16 protein-coding genes are annotated in these 20,242 nt (G+C 68.0%); 1 reads left to right on the top strand and 15 read right to left on the bottom strand.

The window, feature by feature from the left end; all coding sequences use genetic code 11:
• Positions 1–251 precede the first annotated feature (251 nt).
• The 4 genes from ACSUZC_RS06510 to ACSUZC_RS06495 all read right to left on the bottom strand — a co-directional run bounded on the left by ACSUZC_RS06510 (position 252) and on the right by ACSUZC_RS06495 (position 3,676).
• Positions 252–1,079, bottom strand: coding sequence for an ABC transporter ATP-binding protein (locus ACSUZC_RS06510; RefSeq protein ID WP_439032055.1), 828 nt, complete (start codon positions 1,077–1,079; stop codon positions 252–254).
• Complete coding sequence (locus tag ACSUZC_RS06505; protein ID WP_439032054.1) at positions 1,060–2,151, bottom strand: taurine ABC transporter substrate-binding protein; 1,092 nt, start codon at positions 2,149–2,151, stop codon at positions 1,060–1,062. Before ACSUZC_RS06505 ends, ACSUZC_RS06510 begins: the two co-directional genes overlap by 20 nt.
• Positions 2,152–2,156: 5 nt before the next feature.
• Positions 2,157–3,023 carry an ABC transporter permease gene (locus ACSUZC_RS06500; protein ID WP_439032053.1) on the bottom strand — a complete coding sequence of 289 codons (867 nt, stop codon included), beginning with the start codon at positions 3,021–3,023 and terminating at the stop codon, positions 2,157–2,159.
• Positions 3,024–3,163: 140 nt separating this feature from the next.
• Positions 3,164–3,676: a hypothetical protein gene (locus ACSUZC_RS06495; RefSeq protein ID WP_439032052.1), complete on the bottom strand. Its 513-nt coding sequence runs from the start codon at positions 3,674–3,676 to the stop codon at positions 3,164–3,166.
• Between the two features lie 449 nt (positions 3,677–4,125).
• Between ACSUZC_RS06495 and ACSUZC_RS06490 the strand changes: the two genes are divergently transcribed.
• Positions 4,126–5,367 carry a DUF222 domain-containing protein gene (locus ACSUZC_RS06490; RefSeq protein WP_439032051.1) on the top strand — a complete coding sequence of 414 codons (1,242 nt, stop codon included), beginning with the start codon at positions 4,126–4,128 and terminating at the stop codon, positions 5,365–5,367.
• Positions 5,368–5,561: 194 nt separating this feature from the next.
• Here ACSUZC_RS06490 and ACSUZC_RS06485 read toward each other — a convergent pair whose 3' ends face one another.
• The 11 genes from ACSUZC_RS06485 to ACSUZC_RS06435 form a co-directional block, all read right to left on the bottom strand.
• Positions 5,562–6,305 carry a sulfite exporter TauE/SafE family protein gene (locus ACSUZC_RS06485; RefSeq protein ID WP_439033011.1) on the bottom strand — a complete coding sequence of 248 codons (744 nt, stop codon included), beginning with the start codon at positions 6,303–6,305 and terminating at the stop codon, positions 5,562–5,564.
• Positions 6,292–7,866 carry a bifunctional phosphoribosylaminoimidazolecarboxamide formyltransferase/IMP cyclohydrolase gene (gene purH, locus ACSUZC_RS06480; protein WP_439032050.1) on the bottom strand — a complete coding sequence of 525 codons (1,575 nt, stop codon included), beginning with the start codon at positions 7,864–7,866 and terminating at the stop codon, positions 6,292–6,294. Before purH ends, ACSUZC_RS06485 begins: the two co-directional genes overlap by 14 nt.
• Positions 7,863–8,480 (bottom strand): phosphoribosylglycinamide formyltransferase, encoded by a 618-nt coding sequence (gene purN / locus ACSUZC_RS06475; protein WP_439032049.1) that lies wholly within the window; start codon positions 8,478–8,480, stop codon positions 7,863–7,865. Before purN ends, purH begins: the two co-directional genes overlap by 4 nt.
• A 63-nt stretch (positions 8,481–8,543) precedes the next feature.
• Positions 8,544–10,175, bottom strand: a complete 1,632-nt coding sequence (locus ACSUZC_RS06470) for a cell division protein PerM (protein ID WP_439032048.1) — start codon at positions 10,173–10,175, stop codon at positions 8,544–8,546.
• 134 nt (positions 10,176–10,309) lie between these two features.
• Positions 10,310–11,560: a DUF5336 domain-containing protein gene (locus tag ACSUZC_RS06465; RefSeq protein WP_439032047.1), complete on the bottom strand. Its 1,251-nt coding sequence runs from the start codon at positions 11,558–11,560 to the stop codon at positions 10,310–10,312.
• 231 nt (positions 11,561–11,791) lie between these two features.
• Positions 11,792–13,765, bottom strand: a complete 1,974-nt coding sequence (locus ACSUZC_RS06460) for an acetoacetate--CoA ligase (protein ID WP_439032046.1) — start codon at positions 13,763–13,765, stop codon at positions 11,792–11,794.
• Positions 13,762–15,405, bottom strand: coding sequence for an AMP-binding protein (locus tag ACSUZC_RS06455; protein WP_439032045.1), 1,644 nt, complete (start codon positions 15,403–15,405; stop codon positions 13,762–13,764). The genes ACSUZC_RS06460 and ACSUZC_RS06455 overlap by 4 nt, the downstream gene beginning before the upstream one ends.
• Before the next feature lie 52 nt (positions 15,406–15,457).
• Entirely contained in the window at positions 15,458–16,381 is a 924-nt protein-coding gene (locus tag ACSUZC_RS06450; RefSeq protein WP_439032044.1) for an HpcH/HpaI aldolase/citrate lyase family protein, read from the bottom strand.
• A gap of 5 nt (positions 16,382–16,386) precedes the next feature.
• Positions 16,387–16,896, bottom strand: a complete 510-nt coding sequence (locus ACSUZC_RS06445) for a MaoC family dehydratase (RefSeq protein WP_439032043.1) — start codon at positions 16,894–16,896, stop codon at positions 16,387–16,389.
• The gene (locus tag ACSUZC_RS06440; protein WP_439032042.1) at positions 16,893–18,038 is read right to left on the bottom strand and encodes an acyl-CoA dehydrogenase family protein; all 1,146 of its coding nucleotides are present in this window, start codon (positions 18,036–18,038) and stop codon (positions 16,893–16,895) included. Before ACSUZC_RS06440 ends, ACSUZC_RS06445 begins: the two co-directional genes overlap by 4 nt.
• 42 nt (positions 18,039–18,080) lie before the next feature.
• A complete protein-coding gene (locus ACSUZC_RS06435; protein WP_439032041.1) occupies positions 18,081–20,192 on the bottom strand; it encodes an acetyl/propionyl/methylcrotonyl-CoA carboxylase subunit alpha in 2,112 nt (703 codons plus the stop codon).
• Positions 20,193–20,242: the final 50 nt, after the last annotated feature.

Raw genomic sequence — 20,242 nt, 5'->3', positions numbered from 1 at the left:
GGCGAGGGCGGGAGCGAGGTGCGCCGGCGGCGAGCCGTGATGGGATCCGTCAACCCAGTTCATCGAGTGGAGAGTGCACTCCCCACCGCCGACCGGACCACCCTGAGATCCCGGATCGCTCGGTGAGCGACCGGGCCTCGTGGCGGGCGGAGCGGTAACGGTGGACACCCGTACTGTGTATCCGTCCGCGGCGCCGTCGGACAGGGTTGAGCCCGCGGTGAGGAAAAGGCGCGGTGAGGAAAGGGCCGGGATCAGGCCGCTGCGGCTTCTTTCACGGCGGCACCGATCTCGGCACGCAGTGCGGCGTATTCCGGCGACCCACGCAGTTCCTCGGGTTCGACGCCGGTGCGCGGCAACGTCGAGGTGAGATCCAGCGCGACTCGTCCCGGCCGTTTGGTGAGCACGATGATCCGGCTTCCCAGGAAGGCCGCCTCGTCGGCGCTGTGGGTGACGAAGACGTTGGTGCGCCCCGAATCCGCGCTCACCGTGCGCAGATCCTCTTGCAACCGTTCGCGGGTGAGGGCATCGAGTGCGGCGAACGGTTCGTCGAGCAGGAGCAGGGATGTCTCGGCCGCCAGCGCGCGGGCGATCGCCACGCGTTGCTGCTGCCCGCCGGAGATCTCCCAGATGCGCCGGTGGGCGGTGTCGTCCAGACCGACCCGTTCGAGGAGTTCGTTCCGGCGTGCCGCGCGTTCCGATTTGGGGACCTTCGCATACTTCAGTGCGAGTTCGACGTTGCCGCCCACGGTCTTCCACGGGAACAGACGCGGTTGCTGGAAGACCACACCCGAGGACACCCCGGGCACCGGGGCCGCGCCTGACACCTCCACCTCGCCCGATGTCGCGGGTTCGAAACCGGCGATGAGCCGCAGGAGGGTGGATTTGCCACACCCGGATGCCCCCACCAGCACCAGGAACTCCCCCGGCGGGACGTCGAGGTCGACCGGGCCGACCGCGGTCACCGCATCGGCGCCCGCCCCGTACCGCTGGGACACGTTGTGCAGGCGGATCGCGCCGCGGGCGGGATCACCCGCGGCGCGTCCTGTGTCGATGATCTGGCTACTGCTGTTCGAGGACACCCGGCAATCCCTCTGTGTAGATGGCCTCTCGGAAGGTCTCGATCGGCGGGGCCGCGGGGATCTGCTGCTGCTCGGCGAGGAACACCGCTGCGCTGTGTAGGTTCTCGGAGAGATTGCCCGGGTTCCCCTGGGTGCCCAACCACGTCGGGCTGGTCAGCTCCGCGACGGTGAGGTACGTGCCCTGCTTCAGCTGGTTGGCCGCGTCCTCCGGCGTCGTGCCCAGCTGTGCGGCGATGGCGTCGGCCGCGGCCTGCGGGTCGTCTTTGATCAGGGTGAGCGCCCGGGCCTGGACCTGGCGCCAGGTGTTCACGACATCCGGGTTCGCCTTGGCGAACTCCGAGGAGACGACACCGAGGTCGAGCGTGGGCTTGCCGGCGGTGGCGAGCTGACGGCTGGCGATGAGAGTCTTGCCGTCCTGGCGCAATTCGTCGAGGGTGGGCAGCCAGGTGTAGACCGCGTCGATGTCGCCTCGCTGCCAGGCGGCCAGGGAGGCCTGCGGCTGCAGGTCGATCAGGTCCACGTCTTTCGGGTTCACACCGGCCTGGTTGAGCGCGGCGAGCAGGCTGTAGTGGGCGGTGGAGGCGAACGCGGTGGCCACCCGCTTGCCCTTGAGGTCGGCGACCGTGTTGATCCCGGTGCCGTTGCGCGCGACGAGCGCCTCGTTGTCGCCTGCGACGTCGAGGACGAAGGCCACCTGGTACGGGATGTTCAGCGGCGCGGACAGTCCGCGGGCCACCGGGCTGGAGCCGATCGCGGCGAAGTCGACCTCTTTGGCGACGAACGCGGTGTTGATGTCGGCACCGGAGTCGAACTTGGTCCACTTGATGTTGTAGTCCGGCAGGGCTTCTTCGAGCCAGCCGTTGTTCTTGACGATCAGGTCGCCGCTCGGGAACGACTGGTAAGCGAGCCGGATCGTCGGCTTGCTGTCGTCACCGGAGTTGTCGACCGAGCAACCGGCGAGCACCAGCGTTGCTGCAGCGATCACCCCGAGCGCCGCAGCGAACCGCGAGCGGCCCGGCGTGGTGGCACGTCCCAACCGGTTCGAGCCGGTCCCCCTACGTGTGAATCTCATGTCTCTCAGACCTTTCCGCGCCACGGCACCACGCGGTGCTCGATTGTTCGAAGGAGCCCGTCGATGACCAGTCCGGACAGGCCGATGGCGATGATGCCGACCAGGACGACGGGTGTGTTGTTGTAATTGCTGGCGTCTTTGACCACGCCACCGATACCGGGGATGCCGTTGAACAGCTCGGCCGCGACCACGGAGGAATAGGCGATGCCGACCGAAAGCCGTACACCGGTGAAGGTTTCGGGCTGCGCCGACGGCACCACGACGTCGCGGATCACCTCGGACCGTGACGCACCGAGTGCGCGGGCCGCCTCGATGAGACCGACCGGCGCGGCACTGACGGCCGCGGTGGTCGCCACGGCGGCCGGCGGCAACGCGGCCAGGGCCAGCAACGTGATCTTGGGCGCCTCGTCGATGCCGAGCCAGATGACCAGCAGGAAGAAGTAGGCCAGCGGCGGCAGTGCGCGCAGGAATGTCAGCCACGGTTCGAGGAGGCGTCGGAGCCACACCACGGTCCCCATGGCCAATCCGAGCAGCACCCCGAGGATCACGCCGATCGCGACGCCCGCGAACACACGGCGCAACGTCATGTACAGGTGTTCCCACCAGTAGTAGTCGGCGTAGCCGCGGACGCCGTCGTGCGTCGTCGACATGTCGACGAATGCCTGCCACACGGTGCCCAGGCGCGGCACGAAAGTCTCACTCCAGATCCCGCTGACGGCGACGATCTGCCACACCGCCGCGAACACCACCACCGAGACCAACGGGAGTCCCACCCGCGTCAGCAGTGATCGCACGCGAGACGAACCGCTGGGCGACGTGCGCTCCGCCCCACCACCCGCTTCTTCCGGGGTGATGTCCACAAACAAGGTCACCGTGCATGTCTAGACATCGCCGACCCCGGCGAACAGAGTTTTCCTCATCGAGAGGGAAAGTGCGGTCCGATGCGTGCGAATGCAGCCACATGTGCATGTCGCGCGCGGTTTTGCCGGTCGCGGCAATCAGGCCGCGGCGTTCAGGGGACTGGCCGGGACAGGAACTGCGCGGCGACTTCGGCTACTCCCGTCAGCTCGGACGCAACTCGAGCGTGGAGCGCCAGTCCGGCGGCGATCCAGCCGGGTTCGTCGTCGAGATCGGCGTCGTGCGGGCGTGCGTTCCACACGTCGTTCCAGTCGGTGAGCGCTCGGGCCAACCCGGGGTCGAGTCCTAGACGCGCCGGGTCGGCAGGATAGTTCTCCGTGAAGCTCTCCCAGAGCGGTCCGGCGCCCCACTCGGGGAACATACGAATGAGCCGGAGTCCGTCGGGAAGCACGACCGGTCGCGACTGTGCGGCGCGATAGGCGAGATACCGCAGTTGCATGTCGGAACGTCTTGTCCGCTCGACCCACGTTCGAGCGCGCTGCCGATAGTCGTATCCCGACAGCCACATCAGTCGCTCATGGTCGGCCGCAGCGTCGACGACGGCGAGCGACCACAACTTGCCCTGATCGGTGAAGTAGTAGTCCGCGTCCGAGATCACCCTGGTCACATCGCATCCGGAGTAATCGAGAATCTCCGCGTGGTAATCCGCCCCGTCGTATTCGAACCCGAATAGTCTCAACCATGTCTCGCCGCCAGCGTCGTCACCCGGCCGCGCTGTCCCGCTGTCGGTCAACTCTCTCCCCCCGATGGAACAGGATCTCATACACGTCCGGCCGAACGAAGCGAGGTCGATACGGACGCTCACATCACCGGGTGGCCCGACCTACGAGGCCGCCCCAAGGTTCGTAGGGCACGTGGCGAGCTTGGCGACATTCACCATCCGGCGACAAATCCACCATATTCGGAACCGAATCTCACAACGGATGTGACTGCTGTTCACCACTGTGGCGCGACCGACCAGATGGGCCCAATTTCCCTACTTCGCAACCATTTTCAGCTTAAGAAGTCTCAAGAATGACCTTGTAAATCGCACGTGTGTTCGAGTACTGTGGAGTCATGCCAGAGCTCGACACCCTCCTCGATCAGCTCATCGAGACCACCCCGCACGCCGACGACCGCACGGGCAGAACAACATTCGCCGCGTTGAACACGCTGCGGTTGATTCGCAACGTCGTCGACCATCAGATCGTCACCCACACAGCCCGACTCGATGAGCTGGGTGTCGCACACAAGACCGGCGCCACCACCAAGAAGATGCTGATCGAAATGGGATGTGCGCCCGCTGCGGCCCATCGCATCATGCGGGGTGTCGACGCACTACCGTCGCTGCCCGCCCTGGCCCGTCACGCCGCCGATGGACGTCTGTCCTCGGAAGTCGTCGACGCCATCATCCGAGGAATGACCCACATCGAGACCCGTTGCCCCGATGGCCTTTCGGCCAACGAGAAGAGCTCGCACGAAATCGAGATACTCGGCCAAGCGCTATCCGGCGCCACACCGACACAGGTGCTCGAACACGCCCGCACCATCGGCAACACCATCACCGACGCCGCCGACACCGGCATCCCCGCCGCCGACGACTCGTCACTGAACTCGGTCAACGCCCACACCACCGACGACGGCCGCATCGACATCCGCGCCGACGTCACCCAGGCCGTCGGCGAGAAGTTCCTGACGATGATCGACGAACGGTCCTGCCCGCGGCCCGACCCCGACGGCGCCGAGGACCGCCGGTCTGCTGAGCAACGCCGCGCCGACGCCTTCGAACTCATTCTCGACCAAGCCGCCCTCGGAGCGAGCATCGACACCGTCGGGTCCCCACGCACGCAACTCTTGCTGACCATCCCCGCCACCGGCACAGACCCGGCCAGCCTGCCGTGGACCGGATCAGTCAGTCAGGCGACCGCCAAACAGATGTCGTGCGACGGGACCCTCACCGAGATCGTGCTCGACGGCGAAGGCGTCCCGCTACAGATGGGACAGACTCGACGACTGTTCCCGGCACACCTGCGCAAAGCCGTCATCGTGCGCGATGCCTGTTGCATCAAATGCGGTGCGCCACCGTCGCATACCCAGGTCCATCACATCGAGCACTGGGCTGACGGCGGCACCACCGACCTCGACAACGGTTGCCTGCTCTGCCAACGCTGCCACACCCAAGTCCACCACCACGGCTGGGACATCATCCTCGGCTACGACCGGCACCCCTGGCTCGTCCCACCCGCCACCATCGACCCCCTGCGCCGACCCCTACCCGCCTACAACCGACGCACCATGACACTCGACACCGCCGCCTGAGCCCAAGACCTCACGCAGCACCTTCCGCACCCGGCAGCGCCCGGGACCGCGACAGTTCCTTGACAACTCCACAGAGAAACAACCGTTGGCTTCGTTCCCGGTCGAATCGCGGGCGGGAACGGAGCCGCACGGCCAGCGGGTTGGGTTCTCTCTGGTCAGCGGTTCTGCAAATGTGGTCTGCCTCAGTCCGACCGTCAGCTGAACGCCAGCCACACCGCGAGTCCGAGCCCACAGATCCCGACCACGATCCGGAGCGGCCCGGGCGGTAGCCGCTTCACCACCGGCGGACCACACCACCCGCCGGCCAGGCATCCCACAGCCATCGCGAGGGCCGCCCACCAGTCGACGGGACCCCAGATCATGAAGCCGACGGCGGCAACCGTGTTGGCGATGCCGAGGAACAGCGACTTCGACAACGCCGCACGCCAGAGCGGTTCGCTGGTCACCACGAGCATCAGAGCCAGGATCATGATCCCGGCGCCGGCGCCGAAATATCCGCCGTACACCGAGATCAGCATCAGTCCCAGGACGAAGACCCAGGGACGCTCGACATGAGCGGTAGCCCAGCGGCGCAGAACCGGTTGTACGAGCAGCGCGATCGCGGCGATCGCCACGAGGTACGGCACCACGGCCTCGAAGGCCTCGGCGGGCGTCGAGAGCAGCAGCACCGCTCCGACCGTGCCGCCGATCAGCGAGGCGATGGCGCCGACGATCAACCGCCTGCGATCACCGTCGAGCAGCGATCGCCCCGATTGGGCCGTGCTGCCCACTCCCACCGCGACCAAGGCGACCGTGTTGGTCACGTTGGCTGCGATGGGACTGAGCCCGACGGCGAGCAACGCCGGGTAGCTGACTATCGAGGCCAGCCCGGTGATGTAACCGATCAGGCCGGCGCCGAAACCGGCGACGACCAGTAGCGCGAGCTCAGTGAGCGAAATGGCGCGCCCCGGTGAGGTAGAGCGTCACGCCCGCCTCCTCGGCCGCCTCGATCACCTCGTTGTCGCGGATCGAACCGCCGGGCTGCGCAACGGCTTTCACCCCGGCAGACAGCAGCACCTGCAGCCCGTCCGGGAAGGGGAAGAACGCGTCCGACGCCCCGACGCTGCCGGCGGCACGATCACCGGCCCGCTGCACCGCGAGGTGAGCGGAATCGACGCGGTTGACCTGGCCCATACCGACTCCTACCGAGGCACCGTCGGACGCGAGCAGGATCGCATTCGACTTGACCGAGCGGCATGCGCGCCAGGCGAACTCGAGATCGGCGAGGGTCTGGGGATCCGCGGGAGGACCGGCCACGAGGTTCCAGTTGGCCGGATTGTCGCCCTCGGCGTCGAGCACGTCCCGCTGCTGCATCAGCAGACCACCGGAGACCGGCTTGGTCTCGATGCCGGTGGCAGCGGGCGGGGCCGCCACCAGAACGCGGATGTTCTTCTTACGCGTCAGCACGGAGAGCGCGCCATCGTCGAAGCCGGGCGCCACGATGACCTCGGTGAAGATCTCGGCGACCTGTTCGGCCATCTCCACGGTGATCTCACGGTTGGCCGCGATCACACCGCCGTAGGCGCTGACGGGATCACACGCGTGTGCCTTGCGATGTGCTTCGGCGATGTCGGTGCCGATGGCGATCCCACATGGGTTGGCGTGCTTGATGATCGCGACCGCGGGTGCGTCGAAGTCGTACGCGGCACGCCACGCGGCGTCGGCGTCGGTGTAGTTGTTGTAGCTCATCTCCTTGCCGTGGAGCTGCTCGGCGGTGGCGACGCCGCCGGCGCCGGCAGTGCCGACGTACAGTGCGGCCGCCTGGTGCGGGTTCTCGCCGTAGCGCAGCACGGCCGAACGGGTCCATGTCGCGCCGGCCCACGTCGGGAACCGGGATTCATCTTCGGGGGCAACCACATTCGACATCCACGATGCGACCGCCACGTCGTAGTCGGCGGTGTGCCGGAAGGCCTTCGCGGCAAGTTTCTGCCGGTCGTTCAGAGTGAAACCGCCCGCCTCGACGGCCCCTGTCACCAGCGAGTAGTCGGCCGGGTCGACAACCACCGCCACCGAAGGATGGTTCTTGGCCGCGCCGCGCACCATCGACGGGCCGCCGATGTCGATCTGTTCGATGCACTCGTCGGGCGTGGCGCCCGAGGCGACGGTCGCGGTGAACGGGTACAGGTTCACGATCACCAGATCGAATGCGGCAACGCCCAGTTCGTCGAGCTGTGCGAGGTGATCGTCCTTACGGGTGTCGGCGAGGATCCCGGCGTGCACCTTGGGGTGCAGGGTCTTGACGCGACCGTCGAGGCACTCGGGAAAGCCGGTCAGCGAGGACACCTCGACAACCGGGACACCCGCCCCGGCGATCGTCTTCGCGGTCGATCCCGTCGACACGATCTCGACACCGGCTGCCTGCAACGCAGTCGCGAGTTCGGTGAGACCGCTCTTGTCGTAGACGCTGACCAGCGCGCGCCGGATGGGTCGGCGGGAGCTGTCAGGGCTGTGTGCGTTCACGGGATGCGGGCCTTTCGTCCATCGATGACTACTCCTCTGGTGACCAGTGCGGTCACCACCTCGGCGAGCAACACGCGCTCGACCGTCTTGATGCGTTCGTGCAGCATGTCGGCGGTGTCGTCGTCCTCGACGGTCACCACGCGCTGCGCGAGGATCGGGCCGGTGTCGACTCCCTCGTCGACGAGGTGGACCGTCGCGCCGGTGACCTTGACGCCGTAATCGAGGGCGTCGGCCACGCCGTGCGCGCCCGGGAAGGCCGGCAGCAACGCGGGGTGACTGTTCACGATGCGTCCGCCGAAGCGGTCGAGGAACGCGGATCCCAGGATTTTCATGAAGCCCGCCGTGACCACCCAGTCCGGCTCGAACGCGGCGACCTGCTCGGTCAGCGCACGGTCCCATGCGGCACGGTCGGTGTGTTCCGCGACCCGACAGGTGACGAGCGGGATGTCGTTGGCCTGTGCGACCTCCTGGGCGCGGCAGGCACGATCGACGACGATGGCGGCGACGGTGAACGGCGCGTCGGCGGCGCGGGCAACCAGTGACTCCAGCAGCGAACCGGTACCGGAAGCCATCACCACGATGGGGCTGCGTCCGGGCACGGTCGGGGATGTCACGGGGTCGAGCCTAGTGGCCGGACAGCGACCGACCCGCGCCGGGTGGGTGGCACGATCCGCCGGTCATCGTCGACGTGAGGCGCCGTGTGAACCCGGGTACAGGTCGTAGTCCGCGTCGTCGGCGAGATCGGTCTCGTCGAGGTCGTCGGCGTACACGCGATTGGCCACGGGTCGGGGCCCATCGCCGTCGGTGGCCGGGTGATCGCCGGCGTCGCGATCGTCGTCGCTGTCCCCGTGGTCGTCCGCCGCGTTCTCGAACTCGGCGTCCCCGTACTCCGCTTCCTCGTACTCCGCGTCCTCGAACTCGGCGTCCTCGAACTCGGCGTCCTCGAACTCGGCGTCCTCGTAGTCAGCGTCCTCGTAGCCGCCGTATTCGTCGTCTTCGTCGAGGTCGGTGACGATCACGTACTCGTCTTCGTAACCGGGGTCGAGCGGGTCGTCGAAGTAGTCGTCCCCGACGGCGGCACGTGCGGCGCGGGTGGACGGCAGGAAGGCGTAGACCAGCACGACCAGAAGGCCGACCACGGCAACCCAGCCGAGCGTGAAGACACCGGCTGCCGACACCGTGATCGTCATGTCGCCGAACTCGCCGAGTTCGCCTCCCGCGGTCATCGTCGCGATCGCCACCATCGATGCGGCGACAGCTGCGGCGACACCCACCGAACGCACATGCGCCATGGGGTCGAGGTCTCGGCATCGCCAGGCGATGAACCCCGCGACTCCGGCCGGGACCAGCAGTCCGACAAGCCCCCACGAGCCGGCACCGGAGCCCTCGGGCAGGACGGCCAGGACGGGGACGGGCGGCACGGCACCGCCGCGGACGGTGAACAGATCGACGGTCATCGCACCCAGTTGGACGTCGGAGCCCACGAGCACCGCCGTGGCCGCAACCATCACGTTGGGCAGGTAGAGCAGCGACAGCGCAGTCAGGCCGAGGAAACCGTCGAAGTCGTAACCGGTGGCGATCAGTTCGCCGATCTGACCGTGACGCATCAGCATGCGAATGCAGATCAGCACGGCACCGGCCACGAAGAGCATCAGTGCCGCGACGAGGCCGTAGCGGAAACCGCGCCGGTCGGCATGTGTCACACCGAAGCGGGCCGCGAAGTCGCGTCGTCCGGTCCAGACGATGCCGGCGAGCGCACCTCCGCCGTGCACGCCCAGTGTGTAGAGGAATGCGACGAGCGGGTTGGGGGTCTGGACCGGCAGCACCGATCCGCCGTCCATGACGATCGCCAGTGACATCGCGGTGATCAGCACCGGACCGATGACGGCCGAGAACACGACGGCACCGACATCGAAGAGGTCGTGCCCCGGCCGTTCGTAGGAATTCCCGCCGGCGACGACGGCCCGTGCGGTCAGCATCGCCGTCCCGGCCGCGACGACCAGCGTCGGCAACAGCGGCAGTACGCCGATCGTGACGCCGCTGATCGTGACCGGCACCTGGTGGATCGCCAGCCAACTCGACGCGATCGCGCTCGGCAGACCCGTCAGACCGCTGCCCGCGAGCAACAGGACCGTCAGCATCACGACGATCAGCATCACCAGCGCGACGGCCGGGACGGTGAACGCCACCACCGCCAGCTGACGTGCGGATCCCTCGGCGGCGGTGCGCTGGGCACGCCGGGATCGTCGCAGGTGACGAAGCTGCGACGCCAAGTTCTCCGCGCGGGTCTCGGGCCTGGGGGTGGGCATCGTTATGAGCGTGGCACGGGTCCGGCCGAGCCTGTCGCAGACGCGCCGAGCGGCGGGCGAAAGCGAGTGAGGTCACGCCTCGAGACACAACGGTGCCCCGCCGACCGGAGTCGACGGGGCACCGTGAAGAAGCGTCAGCTACCGCTGCTCGTGGGCGGCTCGGGCTTCTGGAACACCGTGGTCGAGTGGTCACCGGCCGGGGTGTCGGCCGCCGGCGGGGTCGGCGACGCACCGGAACCGGGGGCTCCCGCGCCGTACTGCCCGGGCCGGTAGTCGCCATATCCCGGTTCTCCGTGCCCGGAGGCCGACGCGGTGGACTGGCCGGCCGATGCCGAGGACTCGCCGGCGCTGCTGCCGTAGCCGGACGACGAAGCGCCCGACGACTGCGCGTAGGCGGACGGGTCGTAGTTCGACGATGCCTGCTGCCCGTACTGCGACTGTCCGGTGTTGGTGCCGGTGCCGTAAGCGGTGGTCTGAGCGTCGCCGTAGCCGGTCGCCTGCTGACTTCCGGTCGCATCGGACTGGGCGGGCACCGAGCTGGCGGGGTTGACGGCCGCGGCCGTGCCGACAGCAGGTGCGACCTTGATGACGCCCGCGTCGGTCAGCAACCACACCACCGCGAGAATCGCCGACAGCAGGGTGAAGATCAGCAGCACGATCGCGCCGGCACCGTTGTCGTCGATGTTGAGGAACTGGAACAGGGTGATCAGGAAGGCCGGGATGGCCAGCGACGCCACGATCGGCGCGGCCGGAACCTTCACGCCCGGGATGATCGACAGCAGCGACAGGACACCGGCGACGCTCATCAGCGCATACGGCGCGTTGTACTGGGTCTGGAACAGTTTGAGCGCGAAGTCATACGACTCGGCGGCCGACAGGAAGCCACCGAACAGGACGATGAGGCCGAAAGCGCCGATCGCCGCGGCGAGAAGGGTCGGCGTGATCGCCGGCAACCCCTGGCTCGGGGTCTTGGCCGGTTGCTGCGGGTAGCCGTACTGGCCGTAGCCCTGCTGGCCCTGAGCCGGCTGACCGTAACCGGACTGCCCGTACCCGGACTGACCGGCGGCCTGCTGGCCACTGTCCTGCTGGCCGTAGCTCTGCTGCCCGGAGCCTGGTTGGCCGTAGCCCTGGGCCGGATTCTGGCCGTATCCCTGCTGCCCCTGGCCGTAGGTCTGCCCGCTCTGGCCGTACTGCTGGCCATAGCCCTGCTGTCCGTACTGCCCCTGCTGTCCGTACTGCCCGTACTGCTCGGCTCCGCCGGCAGGCGTGCCCTGCGGTCCGGTGTTGTGGGCGCCGGCCTGCGGGTAACCCGACGGGTTGCCGTACTGGCCGTAGGACTGGCCGGACTCGGGCTGCTGCCCGTAGCCCCCGGGTGGATAGGTCATGGCGATCTCCTGGTCGGGTCGGTCGGTCAGGATCAGCGGGTCGCGGTCGAGGTGACGGCGTCTGCCGTCGCCCCCCACGAGCGCAGAACTCCCGGCCCACGCTAGTACACATGGCCGGTGCCTCGGCCCACCGTTGCACAACTGCCGCAGGCGCACGCGGGCGATCCGCGCCGATCCCCGTGTCTGGAGTCCCCCACCGTACCGGCATCCGGCGACCCGGCGACCGCCCTATCACCAGGCGTGCGAACGGCCCTGTTCGGCGTACCAGTCGATCAGCCCGTAATCGTCGACGGCCTTCGGATCGATGTTGACCTCCGTGCGTCCCGCCAGAATCGCCGTGACCGGAACCTCGAGCTTCTTCCCCGTGCGAGTGTGCGGAATTCCCGGCGCCTCGATGACCTCATCCGGCACATGCCGTTTCGAGAGCCGGTCGCGCACGGCCCCGGCCACTCGGGCGATGAGCTCGTCGTCGAGCACGGCCCCGGGGACCAGGGTCACGAACAACGGCATCCAGTAGGCGCCGCCGGATCCGTCGACGCCGAGTACGAAGGCCTCCGCGATCTCGTCGAGGGATTCCACGACCTCGTAGATGTCGGCCGAGCCCATCCGAATCCCGTGGCGGTTCAGAGTCGCATCGCTGCGGCCGTGGATGACGAGCGATCCGCGTTCGGTGACGGTCACCCAGTCGCCGTGGCGCCACACCGGGGCGTCTGGTTCCGGTGATGCCCCGTTTCCGTCCCATTCGTGGGCGAAGTACGCCGCCCGGTAGCGGGCGCCGTCGGGATCGGCCCAGAACCGGACCGGCATCGACGGCATCGGCGCGGTGACGACGAGCTCACCCACCTCGCCCACCAACGGTGTCGTGTCGGGAGCCCAACTCTCCAGCGCGACACCGAGATAGCGCACAGACAGCTCGCCGGGGACCACCGGCACACCGATCGACCCCCCGGCGAAGGCCGAGACGATGTCGGTACCCCCGCTGATCGACGAGATCGGCACCCCGACCTTGACATGGTCGTCGATCCAGGTGAAGAGGTCTGCGGCGAGCGAGGATCCGGTGCTTCCCACCACACGCAACGGTCCCAGGTCGTGGGTGCGCCCCGGTTCGAGTCCGGCCTTGCGAGAGGCCTGCAACTGTCCGGGACTGGTGCCGAAGTAGGTGACCTTCTCGTCGTCGACGATCTGCCAGAGCCGGTCGGCGTCGGGATACAGCGGGGACCCGCTGTAGCAGACGATCCTTGCACCGCAGAGCAATCCGGCGACCTGGTAGTTCCACATCATCCAGCTCAGCGCGGTCTGCCAGAAGAACACGTCGTCGCCCGACAGATCACCGTGCAGCGCACCGGCCTTGAGATGCTCGACGAGCACACCTCCGTGGCCGTGCACGATGCCCTTGGGGCGGCCGGTGGTTCCAGAGCTGAACAGCACCCACAGCGGGTGGTCGAAGGGCACGGGCACCGGCCGAAAACCGGACGGATCACCTTCGACCGCGTCGGCGTACGAGATCGCCGACGGCGCGGCGTCCTCGGCGCCGACGGCGATGTGGGTTGCGAGTCCCGGTAGCAGAGCGGCGAGTTCGATACTGTCGGAACGCTTGTCGACGTACTTGCCGTTGTAGCGGTACCCGTTGCCGGTGAACAGGACCTTGGGCGAGAGCTGACCGAGCCGGCCGGCCGCACCCTCCGGCGCGTAGTCCTGACCACAACCCGACCAGATCGCACCCAGCGACGCCGTGGCGAGGAAGGCGACGACGGCCTCGGGAATGTCGGGCAGGTATGCCGCCACCACGTCGCCCGAACCCACGCCGTGCGCACGCAGGGTCGATGCCAGCCCGGCCACCCGGACCGGCAGATCCGACCAGCTGATCTCGGTTCGCTCGCCCGACTCGTCGATCCCGACGATCGCGGCGCCCGGCAGAGACGAATGCCGCAGGATCTGGTCGACGTAGTTCAGGTGTACGTCCGGGAACCATCGCGCCCCGGGCATCCGGGCATCGGCGAGTACCGCGTCGTCTCCGTCCCCGAGGGGTTCCGCAGACAGCGCGTCGAGGTCGAAGAATTCCCAGACGGCGCGCCAGAACTGCGCGGGCCGACGTACCGACCACGCCCACAGGTCGTGGTAATCGGTTGTTTCGGAGTCCAGTTCAGCAACATCGAACCGTTCGGCGACGAACCGCGTGAACCGCTCGATCTGCGCTGCGCTCACCGCAACCGCTCGAGGATCGACACGGCCTCGTCGCGCATCGCGACCTTGCGGACCTTGCCGGTGACCGTCATCGGGAACTCCTCCACCACATGGACATAGCGCGGGATCTTGTGGCGGGCGATCTTGCCGTCGGCGAACGCACGCAGGTCCTCGGCGGTGAATTCCGTCGCCGGATCGCGCAATCGCACCCAGGCCATCAGTTCCTCGCCGTACTTCTCGTCCGGGACGCCGATGACCTGGGCGTCGAGGATGTCCGGGTGGGTGTAGAGGAACTCCTCGATCTCACGCGGATAGATGTTCTCGCCGCCGCGGATCACCATGTCCTTGATGCGACCGGTGATCCGCACATACCCGGTGTCGTCCATCTCGGCGAGGTCGCCGGTGTGCATCCAGCCGTCGGAATCGATGGCCTCGGCGGTTTTCTCGGGCTGGTTCCAGTAACCGGTCATCACCGAGTAACCGCGCGTGCACAACTCGCCGGTCTCACCGCGGCCGAGGGTGTCACCGGTGGCGGGGTCCACCACCTTGATCTCCAGGTGCGGTCCGACGCGGCCTACCGTCGTGACACGCAGCTCGAGAGGGTCGTCGACCCGCGTCTGGGTCGACACGGGCGACGTCTCGGTCATGCCGTAACAGATGGAGACCTCGCCCATGTGCATCCGCTCGACGACCTGCCGCATCACGTGTTCGGGGCACGGGGACCCCGCCATGATGCCGGTACGCAGGGTCGACAGATCGACGTCGAGACCGTCGTCGAGCAGGGCGAGTTCGGCGATGAACATGGTGGGCACCCCGTAGAGGCTGGTGCACCGGTACTCGGCCACGGCGGCGAGAGTCGCTCGAGGGTCGAAGGCGGGTGCGGGGATGACCATGGCCGCACCATGACTCGTCGCGGCGAGATTCCCCATCACCATGCCGAAGCAGTGATAGAAGGGCACCGGCAGACAGATGCGATCGTCGGCGGTGTAGTTGAGCAGTTCTCCGACCAGGTAGCCGTTGTTGCCGATGTTGCGGTGCGACAGCGTCGCACCTTTCGGGAATCCCGTTGTTCCGGAGGTGTATTGGATGTTGATCGGGTCGTCGGCGGACAACGACGCGGCGATCTCGGCGACCCGGGACGCCTCGTCCGGCGTGGGTTCTGCGCTCAGCGCCGCCCACTCCGGCGACTCGAACAGCACCACCTCGCGCAGATCGGGGCATCGGGGCCGCGCCTGTTCGAGCATCGACGCGTACGCGGAGTCCTTGAACCGTTCCGCGGTCAGCACGACGCTCGTACCCGATTGCATGAGGGCGTATTCGATCTCGTTCTGACGGTAGGCAGGGTTCAGATTGACCAGGACGGCGCCGATCTCGGCCGCCGCATACTGCGTCAGCACCCACTCGAACCGGTTGGGCGACCAGATCCCGACACGGTCACCGACCGAGACCCCCAGGCGCACCAGGCCGGCGGCCACGGCGCGCACGTCACGGTGGAATTCGTCGTAGGTCCATTCGCGACCAGCCTCGGCGTCGATCAGCGCCGTCCGGTCGCCGTACTCGGCGACGGTGCGCGCGAGGGTCGCGCCGATCGTCTCGGTCAGCAGGGCCGGGGTCTCATCTCCCCGGGTGTGTGCGCGCTGGAGGTGAGCGTCGGTGCTCATGTCGTGCTCCGGTCTGTCGGGGCGAAGTGCCCAGATGGTTTGTCGGGGAATGTCAGTCGAGTTCGGTTGCCGGGTCCGCTCGCCCGACGCCCACGCGGGAGAGCACCACCTCGGCCTGACGCAGGACGGGTCCGTCGATCATCTGACCGTCGAGACTGAAGACGCCGCCGGCGTGTTCGGTCGCGCCGTCGAGGACCTTGTGGGCCCACTCCACCGCCTCGTCCGAGGGTCGGTAACCGTTCCGGATGTGATCGACCTGCGATGGGTGGATACATGCGGTCGCGGTGTAACCCAGCGCCACCGCGTCCCGGACCTCGGCGACGAGGCCGTCGACGTCGTCGATGTCGAGGTGCACCGAGTCGACGGCGAACTTGCCGTACGCGGCGGCGGCGATCCGCACCATCGATCGCACCCAGCTCGCGACGTCGCGGTACTGGCCGGGACGGGGCTCGCCCGGCCCGAACCGGCTCGAGGTGCCTCCCAGCCCGGCGACGAGGTCCTCGGCCCCCCACATGAGTCCGATGCAGTTCGACGTCGCGGCGATGTCGCGGGCACGTGTCGCGCCGAGGGGCGTCTCGATCAGGGCGATCGTCTGGAACGCGGTGTCGAGGATCGAGGACACGTCTTCGGCCTTGGCCTGCATGACGACCCGATAGTTCGTCTCGGCAACTGCGGCGAGGTCGCGCCGGTAGTCGCCGGTACCCGCCGGGTTGATCCGCACGATGGTCCGGCCCGGGTCGACGGGATGGTTGACGAGGGCCTCGCGTGCCTGCGCACGGTTCGCCGGAGAGACCGCGTCCTCGAGATCGATGATGACCACATCGGCCCGGTCGAGCGCCTTCTGGTACCGCTCCGGGCGGTCGGCCGGGCAGAACAGCAGCGCGGGCCCGGGGGGCAGCCATGCGTTCGTCGGTTGCGGCCCTGCCGGCTGCCGGCCGGCGTTGACCGGGCCTGGCGCCGGGTCCTCGAAGAACATCGTCGTCACTCCGTCCGTTGCTTGCGCACCAGCGTCGCGCGTGCGGCCCGCGCGACCACCTCGCCGTGCTGGTTGCGTCCGATGTGGGTCAAGTTGACCACGCCCTCCCCCGGGCGGGACCGCGATTCGCGTTTACCTGTGCACTCGGTCTCGGCGTAGAGGGTGTCCCCGGCGAACAGCGGGGCGGGGAACGCGACCTCGCTGAATCCGAGGTTCGCGACGAGGGTGCCCTGTGTCAGCTGCGACACCGACAACCCGACGATCGTCGACAGGGTGAACATCGAATTGATCAGGCGCTGACCGCCGAACCCCGGCTGCTGGGCCGACCATGCGGCGTCGAGGTGCAATGCCTGCGTGTTCATCGTGAGCGTCGTGAACAGGACGTTGTCGGCCTCGGTCACGGTGCGGCCGGGGCGGTGCTCATAGATCGTGCCCTCGGTGAACTCCTCGAACCACAGGCCGCGCTGGGTGATCCGGGGTTGCTCACCTGCCCGTCGGGTGTCGTCGTCGGTCATGCGAACCCCAGCTCTCGTGCGATGAGCATCAGCTGCACCTCGGTGGTGCCCTCGCCGATCTCGAGGATCTTGGAGTCCCGGTAGTGCCGGGCGACGGGGTAGTCGTTCATGAACCCGTAGCCGCCGTGGATCTGGGTTGCCGTGCGCGCGTTGTCCATCGCGGCCTCGCTCGCGATCATCTTGGCGATCGACGCCTCCTTCTTGAAGGGTTTGCCCGCCAGCATCTTCGCGGCGGCGTCGTAGTAGGCGGTGCGGGCGACATGCGCCCGGGCCTCCATCCGCGCGATCGCGAAGGACACCGACTGGTACTCGCCGATCGGTTTGCCGAAGGACTGTCGTTCCTTCGCGTACTTGACGCTCTCGTCGACGCAGCCCTGGGCCGCGCCGGTCGCCAGGGCGGCGATCGCGATGCGACCCTCGTCGAGGATGGACAGGAAGTTGGCGTACCCGCGGCCGCGTACGCCGAGGAGGTTCTCCTTCGGCACACGGACGTCGGTGAAGGTGAGCGGATGGGTGTCGGAGGCGTTCCATCCGACCTTGTTGTAAGCCGGTTCCACCGTGAAACCCGGTGTGCCCGACGGCACGACGATGGTGCTGATCTCCTTCTTGCCGTTCTCCTTCACGCCGGTGACGGCGGTGACGGTCACCAGCGACGTGATGTCGGTGCCGGAGTTGGTGATGAACTGCTTGCCGCCGTTGATGATCCAGGAGTCACCGTCGTCGCGGGCGGTGGTCGCGGTGGCACCCGCGTCGCTACCGGCGCCGGGTTCGGTCAGCCCGAAGCCGGCGAGTGCCGTACCCGCGGTGAGTTCGGGGAGATACTGCTGCTTCTGCTCCTCGGTGCCGAAGCGGTAGATCGGCATCGCGCCGAGGCTCACACCCGCCTCGAGGGTGATGGCGACCGACTGGTCGACCTTGCCGAGTTCCTCCAGGGCCAGCGACAGCGCGAAGTAGTCGCCTCCCATGCCGCCGTACTCCTCGTCGAAAGGCAGGCCGAAGAGACCCATCTTGCCCATCTGGGCGATCACCTCGTACGGAAAGGTGTGCTCGGCATCGTGTTTCGCGGCCACCGGGGCCACGACGGTCTGCGCGAAGTCGCGGACAGTGTCGATGAGGTCGGTGTACTCCTGGGTGAGTTCCATCAGGATCCTTCTGGTCAGTCTGTCGTTGGTCTGGTGGTGTCGTCAGGATCGTGCGGGCGCGGTCGCGACCGGCATCTCATCCGTGGACTCCGCCGCGGTTCTCGCGCTGCCGGGTTCGTCGCCGTCTGCGGTCACGACGGCGAGAGTCTGTCCCGCGTCGACCTTGTCCCCGACCGCGACGGAGATGTCGACGGTACCGTCGACCGGGGCGGCCAGTGAATGTTCCATCTTCATCGCCTCGACGACGACGACGGGTTGTCCTGCCGACACCTGATCACCCGTCGCCGACGACACCGCGACCACCGTGCCGGGCATCGGGCTGGTGATCTCGCCGGCGTGATCCCCGGCGGCCTCGTCGAGCAGGGGCCGCGCGAGGTCGAGGACCGAGGTGCCCGTGGGGCCTGCGACCCACCAGCTCTCGCCGACGCGGGCGCTCGACCAGGACTGGCTCACCCCGTCGACGATGAGGCGGTCGGAGTCGCGGGCTCCACCGGGCTGCGCCGGCAGGTAGACCACGTGTGCGGTCCAGTCCGGCGGCCCGCCGTCGCCATCGGGGTCCTCGTAGGTGACGGTCGCGGTGCCCGAGATCGACTGTGCGTCTGCGTGGTCGACGAGGATGGCGACCGTCGAGTGCCGACCGTCACCGACCAGACGCGTGACCACCGGGGCGGCGCGGCCGACGCGCCATCCGACCGCAGACGACCAGACGTCACCGGGGTCACGCGTGCCGATACGCGCGAGTCCGACCAGCGCGAGGGCCTCCGGGGCGGGTTCGGCAGCAACATAATCGACGACGAGGCGATCCAGGAGCTCGGTGTCGAGTCGGGCCTCGATCACCTCCTGCCGACGCAGGACGAACCGACAGAAATCGATGTTGGTGACGACGCCGAGGACGCGGGTGTGGGCGAGCGCCTGGTCGAGCCGTTCGAGCGCCTCCTCCCGGTCGGTGCCGTACGCGATCACCTTGGCGAGCATGGGGTCGTAGTCGCTGCCGACTCGGAGTCCGCCGATCATCGCCGAGTCGACGCGGACACCGCTCCCCGGTGAGGTGTCCGGATGGACGAGGTGCTCGATGGTTCCACCGGTGGGCAGAAAACCACGGGCCGGGTCCTCGGCGTAGACGCGTGCCTCGACGGCGTGTCCGGTGAGGGTGATCGCCTCCTGCTCGAGACCGAGGACCTCGCCGCGCGCCACGCGGATCTGCTGCTCCACGAGGTCGACGCCGGTGACGAGCTCGGTGACCGGGTGCTCGACCTGGAGCCGGGTGTTCATCTCCATGAAGAAGAACTCGTCGGGCCGGTGGGCAGACACGATGAACTCCACGGTCCCCGCACCCGTGTAGCCGACGCTCCGGGCGGCATCGCAGGCCGCCTCGCCGATGCGGGCTCGCGTGTCGGCATCGAGCAGTGCCGAGGGCGCCTCCTCGATGACCTTCTGGTGGCGCCGCTGCAGTGAGCATTCGCGCTCACCGAGGTGCACGGTGTTGCCGTGCTGGTCGGCGAGCACCTGCACCTCGATGTGCCGCGGCGTGTCGACGAAGTGTTCCAGGAACAGCGCATCGTCGCCGAATGCTGCGGCGGCCTCCCGCCGTGCACGTTGCAGAGCGGCGGGCAGGCCCTCCGGGTCCTCGACGCGGTGCATGCCCTTGCCGCCGCCTCCCGCGCTCGGTTTGATGAGCACCGGGAACCCGATGTCGGGGGCCGCGGCGATCAGGTCGTCGTCGGACAACCCGGGCCGGGACAGGCCGGGAACCACCGGGACACCGCGAGCGGTGACCGCTGCCCGAGCGGTGATCTTGTCACCCATCGTCGCGATGGCCTCGGCCGGTGGACCGATGAAGATGATGCCCGCCTCGGCGAGCGCGGCCGCGAATCTCTGGTTCTCGGAAAGGAATCCATATCCCGGGTGGACGGCGTCGGCGCCGGTTCGACGAGCCGCGTCGACGACGGCGTCGATGTCGAGGTAGCTCTGCGTCGCGGCGGCGGGGCCGATGCGTACCGCGACGTCGGCCTCGCGTACGTGGCGGGCGTCCGCATCGGCATCGGAGTACACCGCGATGCTCTGGACGCCCATGCGGCGCAGGGTGTCGATCACGCGGCAGGCGATCTCGCCACGATTGGCCACCAGGACACTGCGAATGGCTCTGGTACTCACGGTCGGGGTCCTCTGGGTAGGCGGTACGGGTGGTCGGGGCTCACCTGCTG

It is taken from the genome of Gordonia terrae (genome assembly GCF_051789125.1).
Taxonomy (GTDB): Bacteria; Actinomycetota; Actinomycetes; order Mycobacteriales; family Mycobacteriaceae; genus Gordonia; species Gordonia terrae_A.
Note: the sequence above shows the minus strand (reverse complement) of the source record. Positions and strands in the feature narration are given on the sequence as shown.

Coding starts and splice junctions, on each gene's coding strand:
- ACSUZC_RS06505 (WP_439032054.1), bottom strand. CDS start 2,151: ATGAGATTCACACGTAGGGGGACCGGCTCGAACCGGTTGGGACGTGCC.
- ACSUZC_RS06490 (WP_439032051.1), top strand. CDS start 4,126: ATGCCAGAGCTCGACACCCTCCTCGATCAGCTCATCGAGACCACCCCG.
- ACSUZC_RS06470 (WP_439032048.1), bottom strand. CDS start 10,175: ATGCCCACCCCCAGGCCCGAGACCCGCGCGGAGAACTTGGCGTCGCAG.
- ACSUZC_RS06465 (WP_439032047.1), bottom strand. CDS start 11,560: ATGACCTATCCACCCGGGGGCTACGGGCAGCAGCCCGAGTCCGGCCAG.
- ACSUZC_RS06455 (WP_439032045.1), bottom strand. CDS start 15,405: ATGAGCACCGACGCTCACCTCCAGCGCGCACACACCCGGGGAGATGAG.
- ACSUZC_RS06450 (WP_439032044.1), bottom strand. CDS start 16,381: ATGTTCTTCGAGGACCCGGCGCCAGGCCCGGTCAACGCCGGCCGGCAG.
- ACSUZC_RS06445 (WP_439032043.1), bottom strand. CDS start 16,896: ATGACCGACGACGACACCCGACGGGCAGGTGAGCAACCCCGGATCACC.
- ACSUZC_RS06440 (WP_439032042.1), bottom strand. CDS start 18,038: ATGGAACTCACCCAGGAGTACACCGACCTCATCGACACTGTCCGCGAC.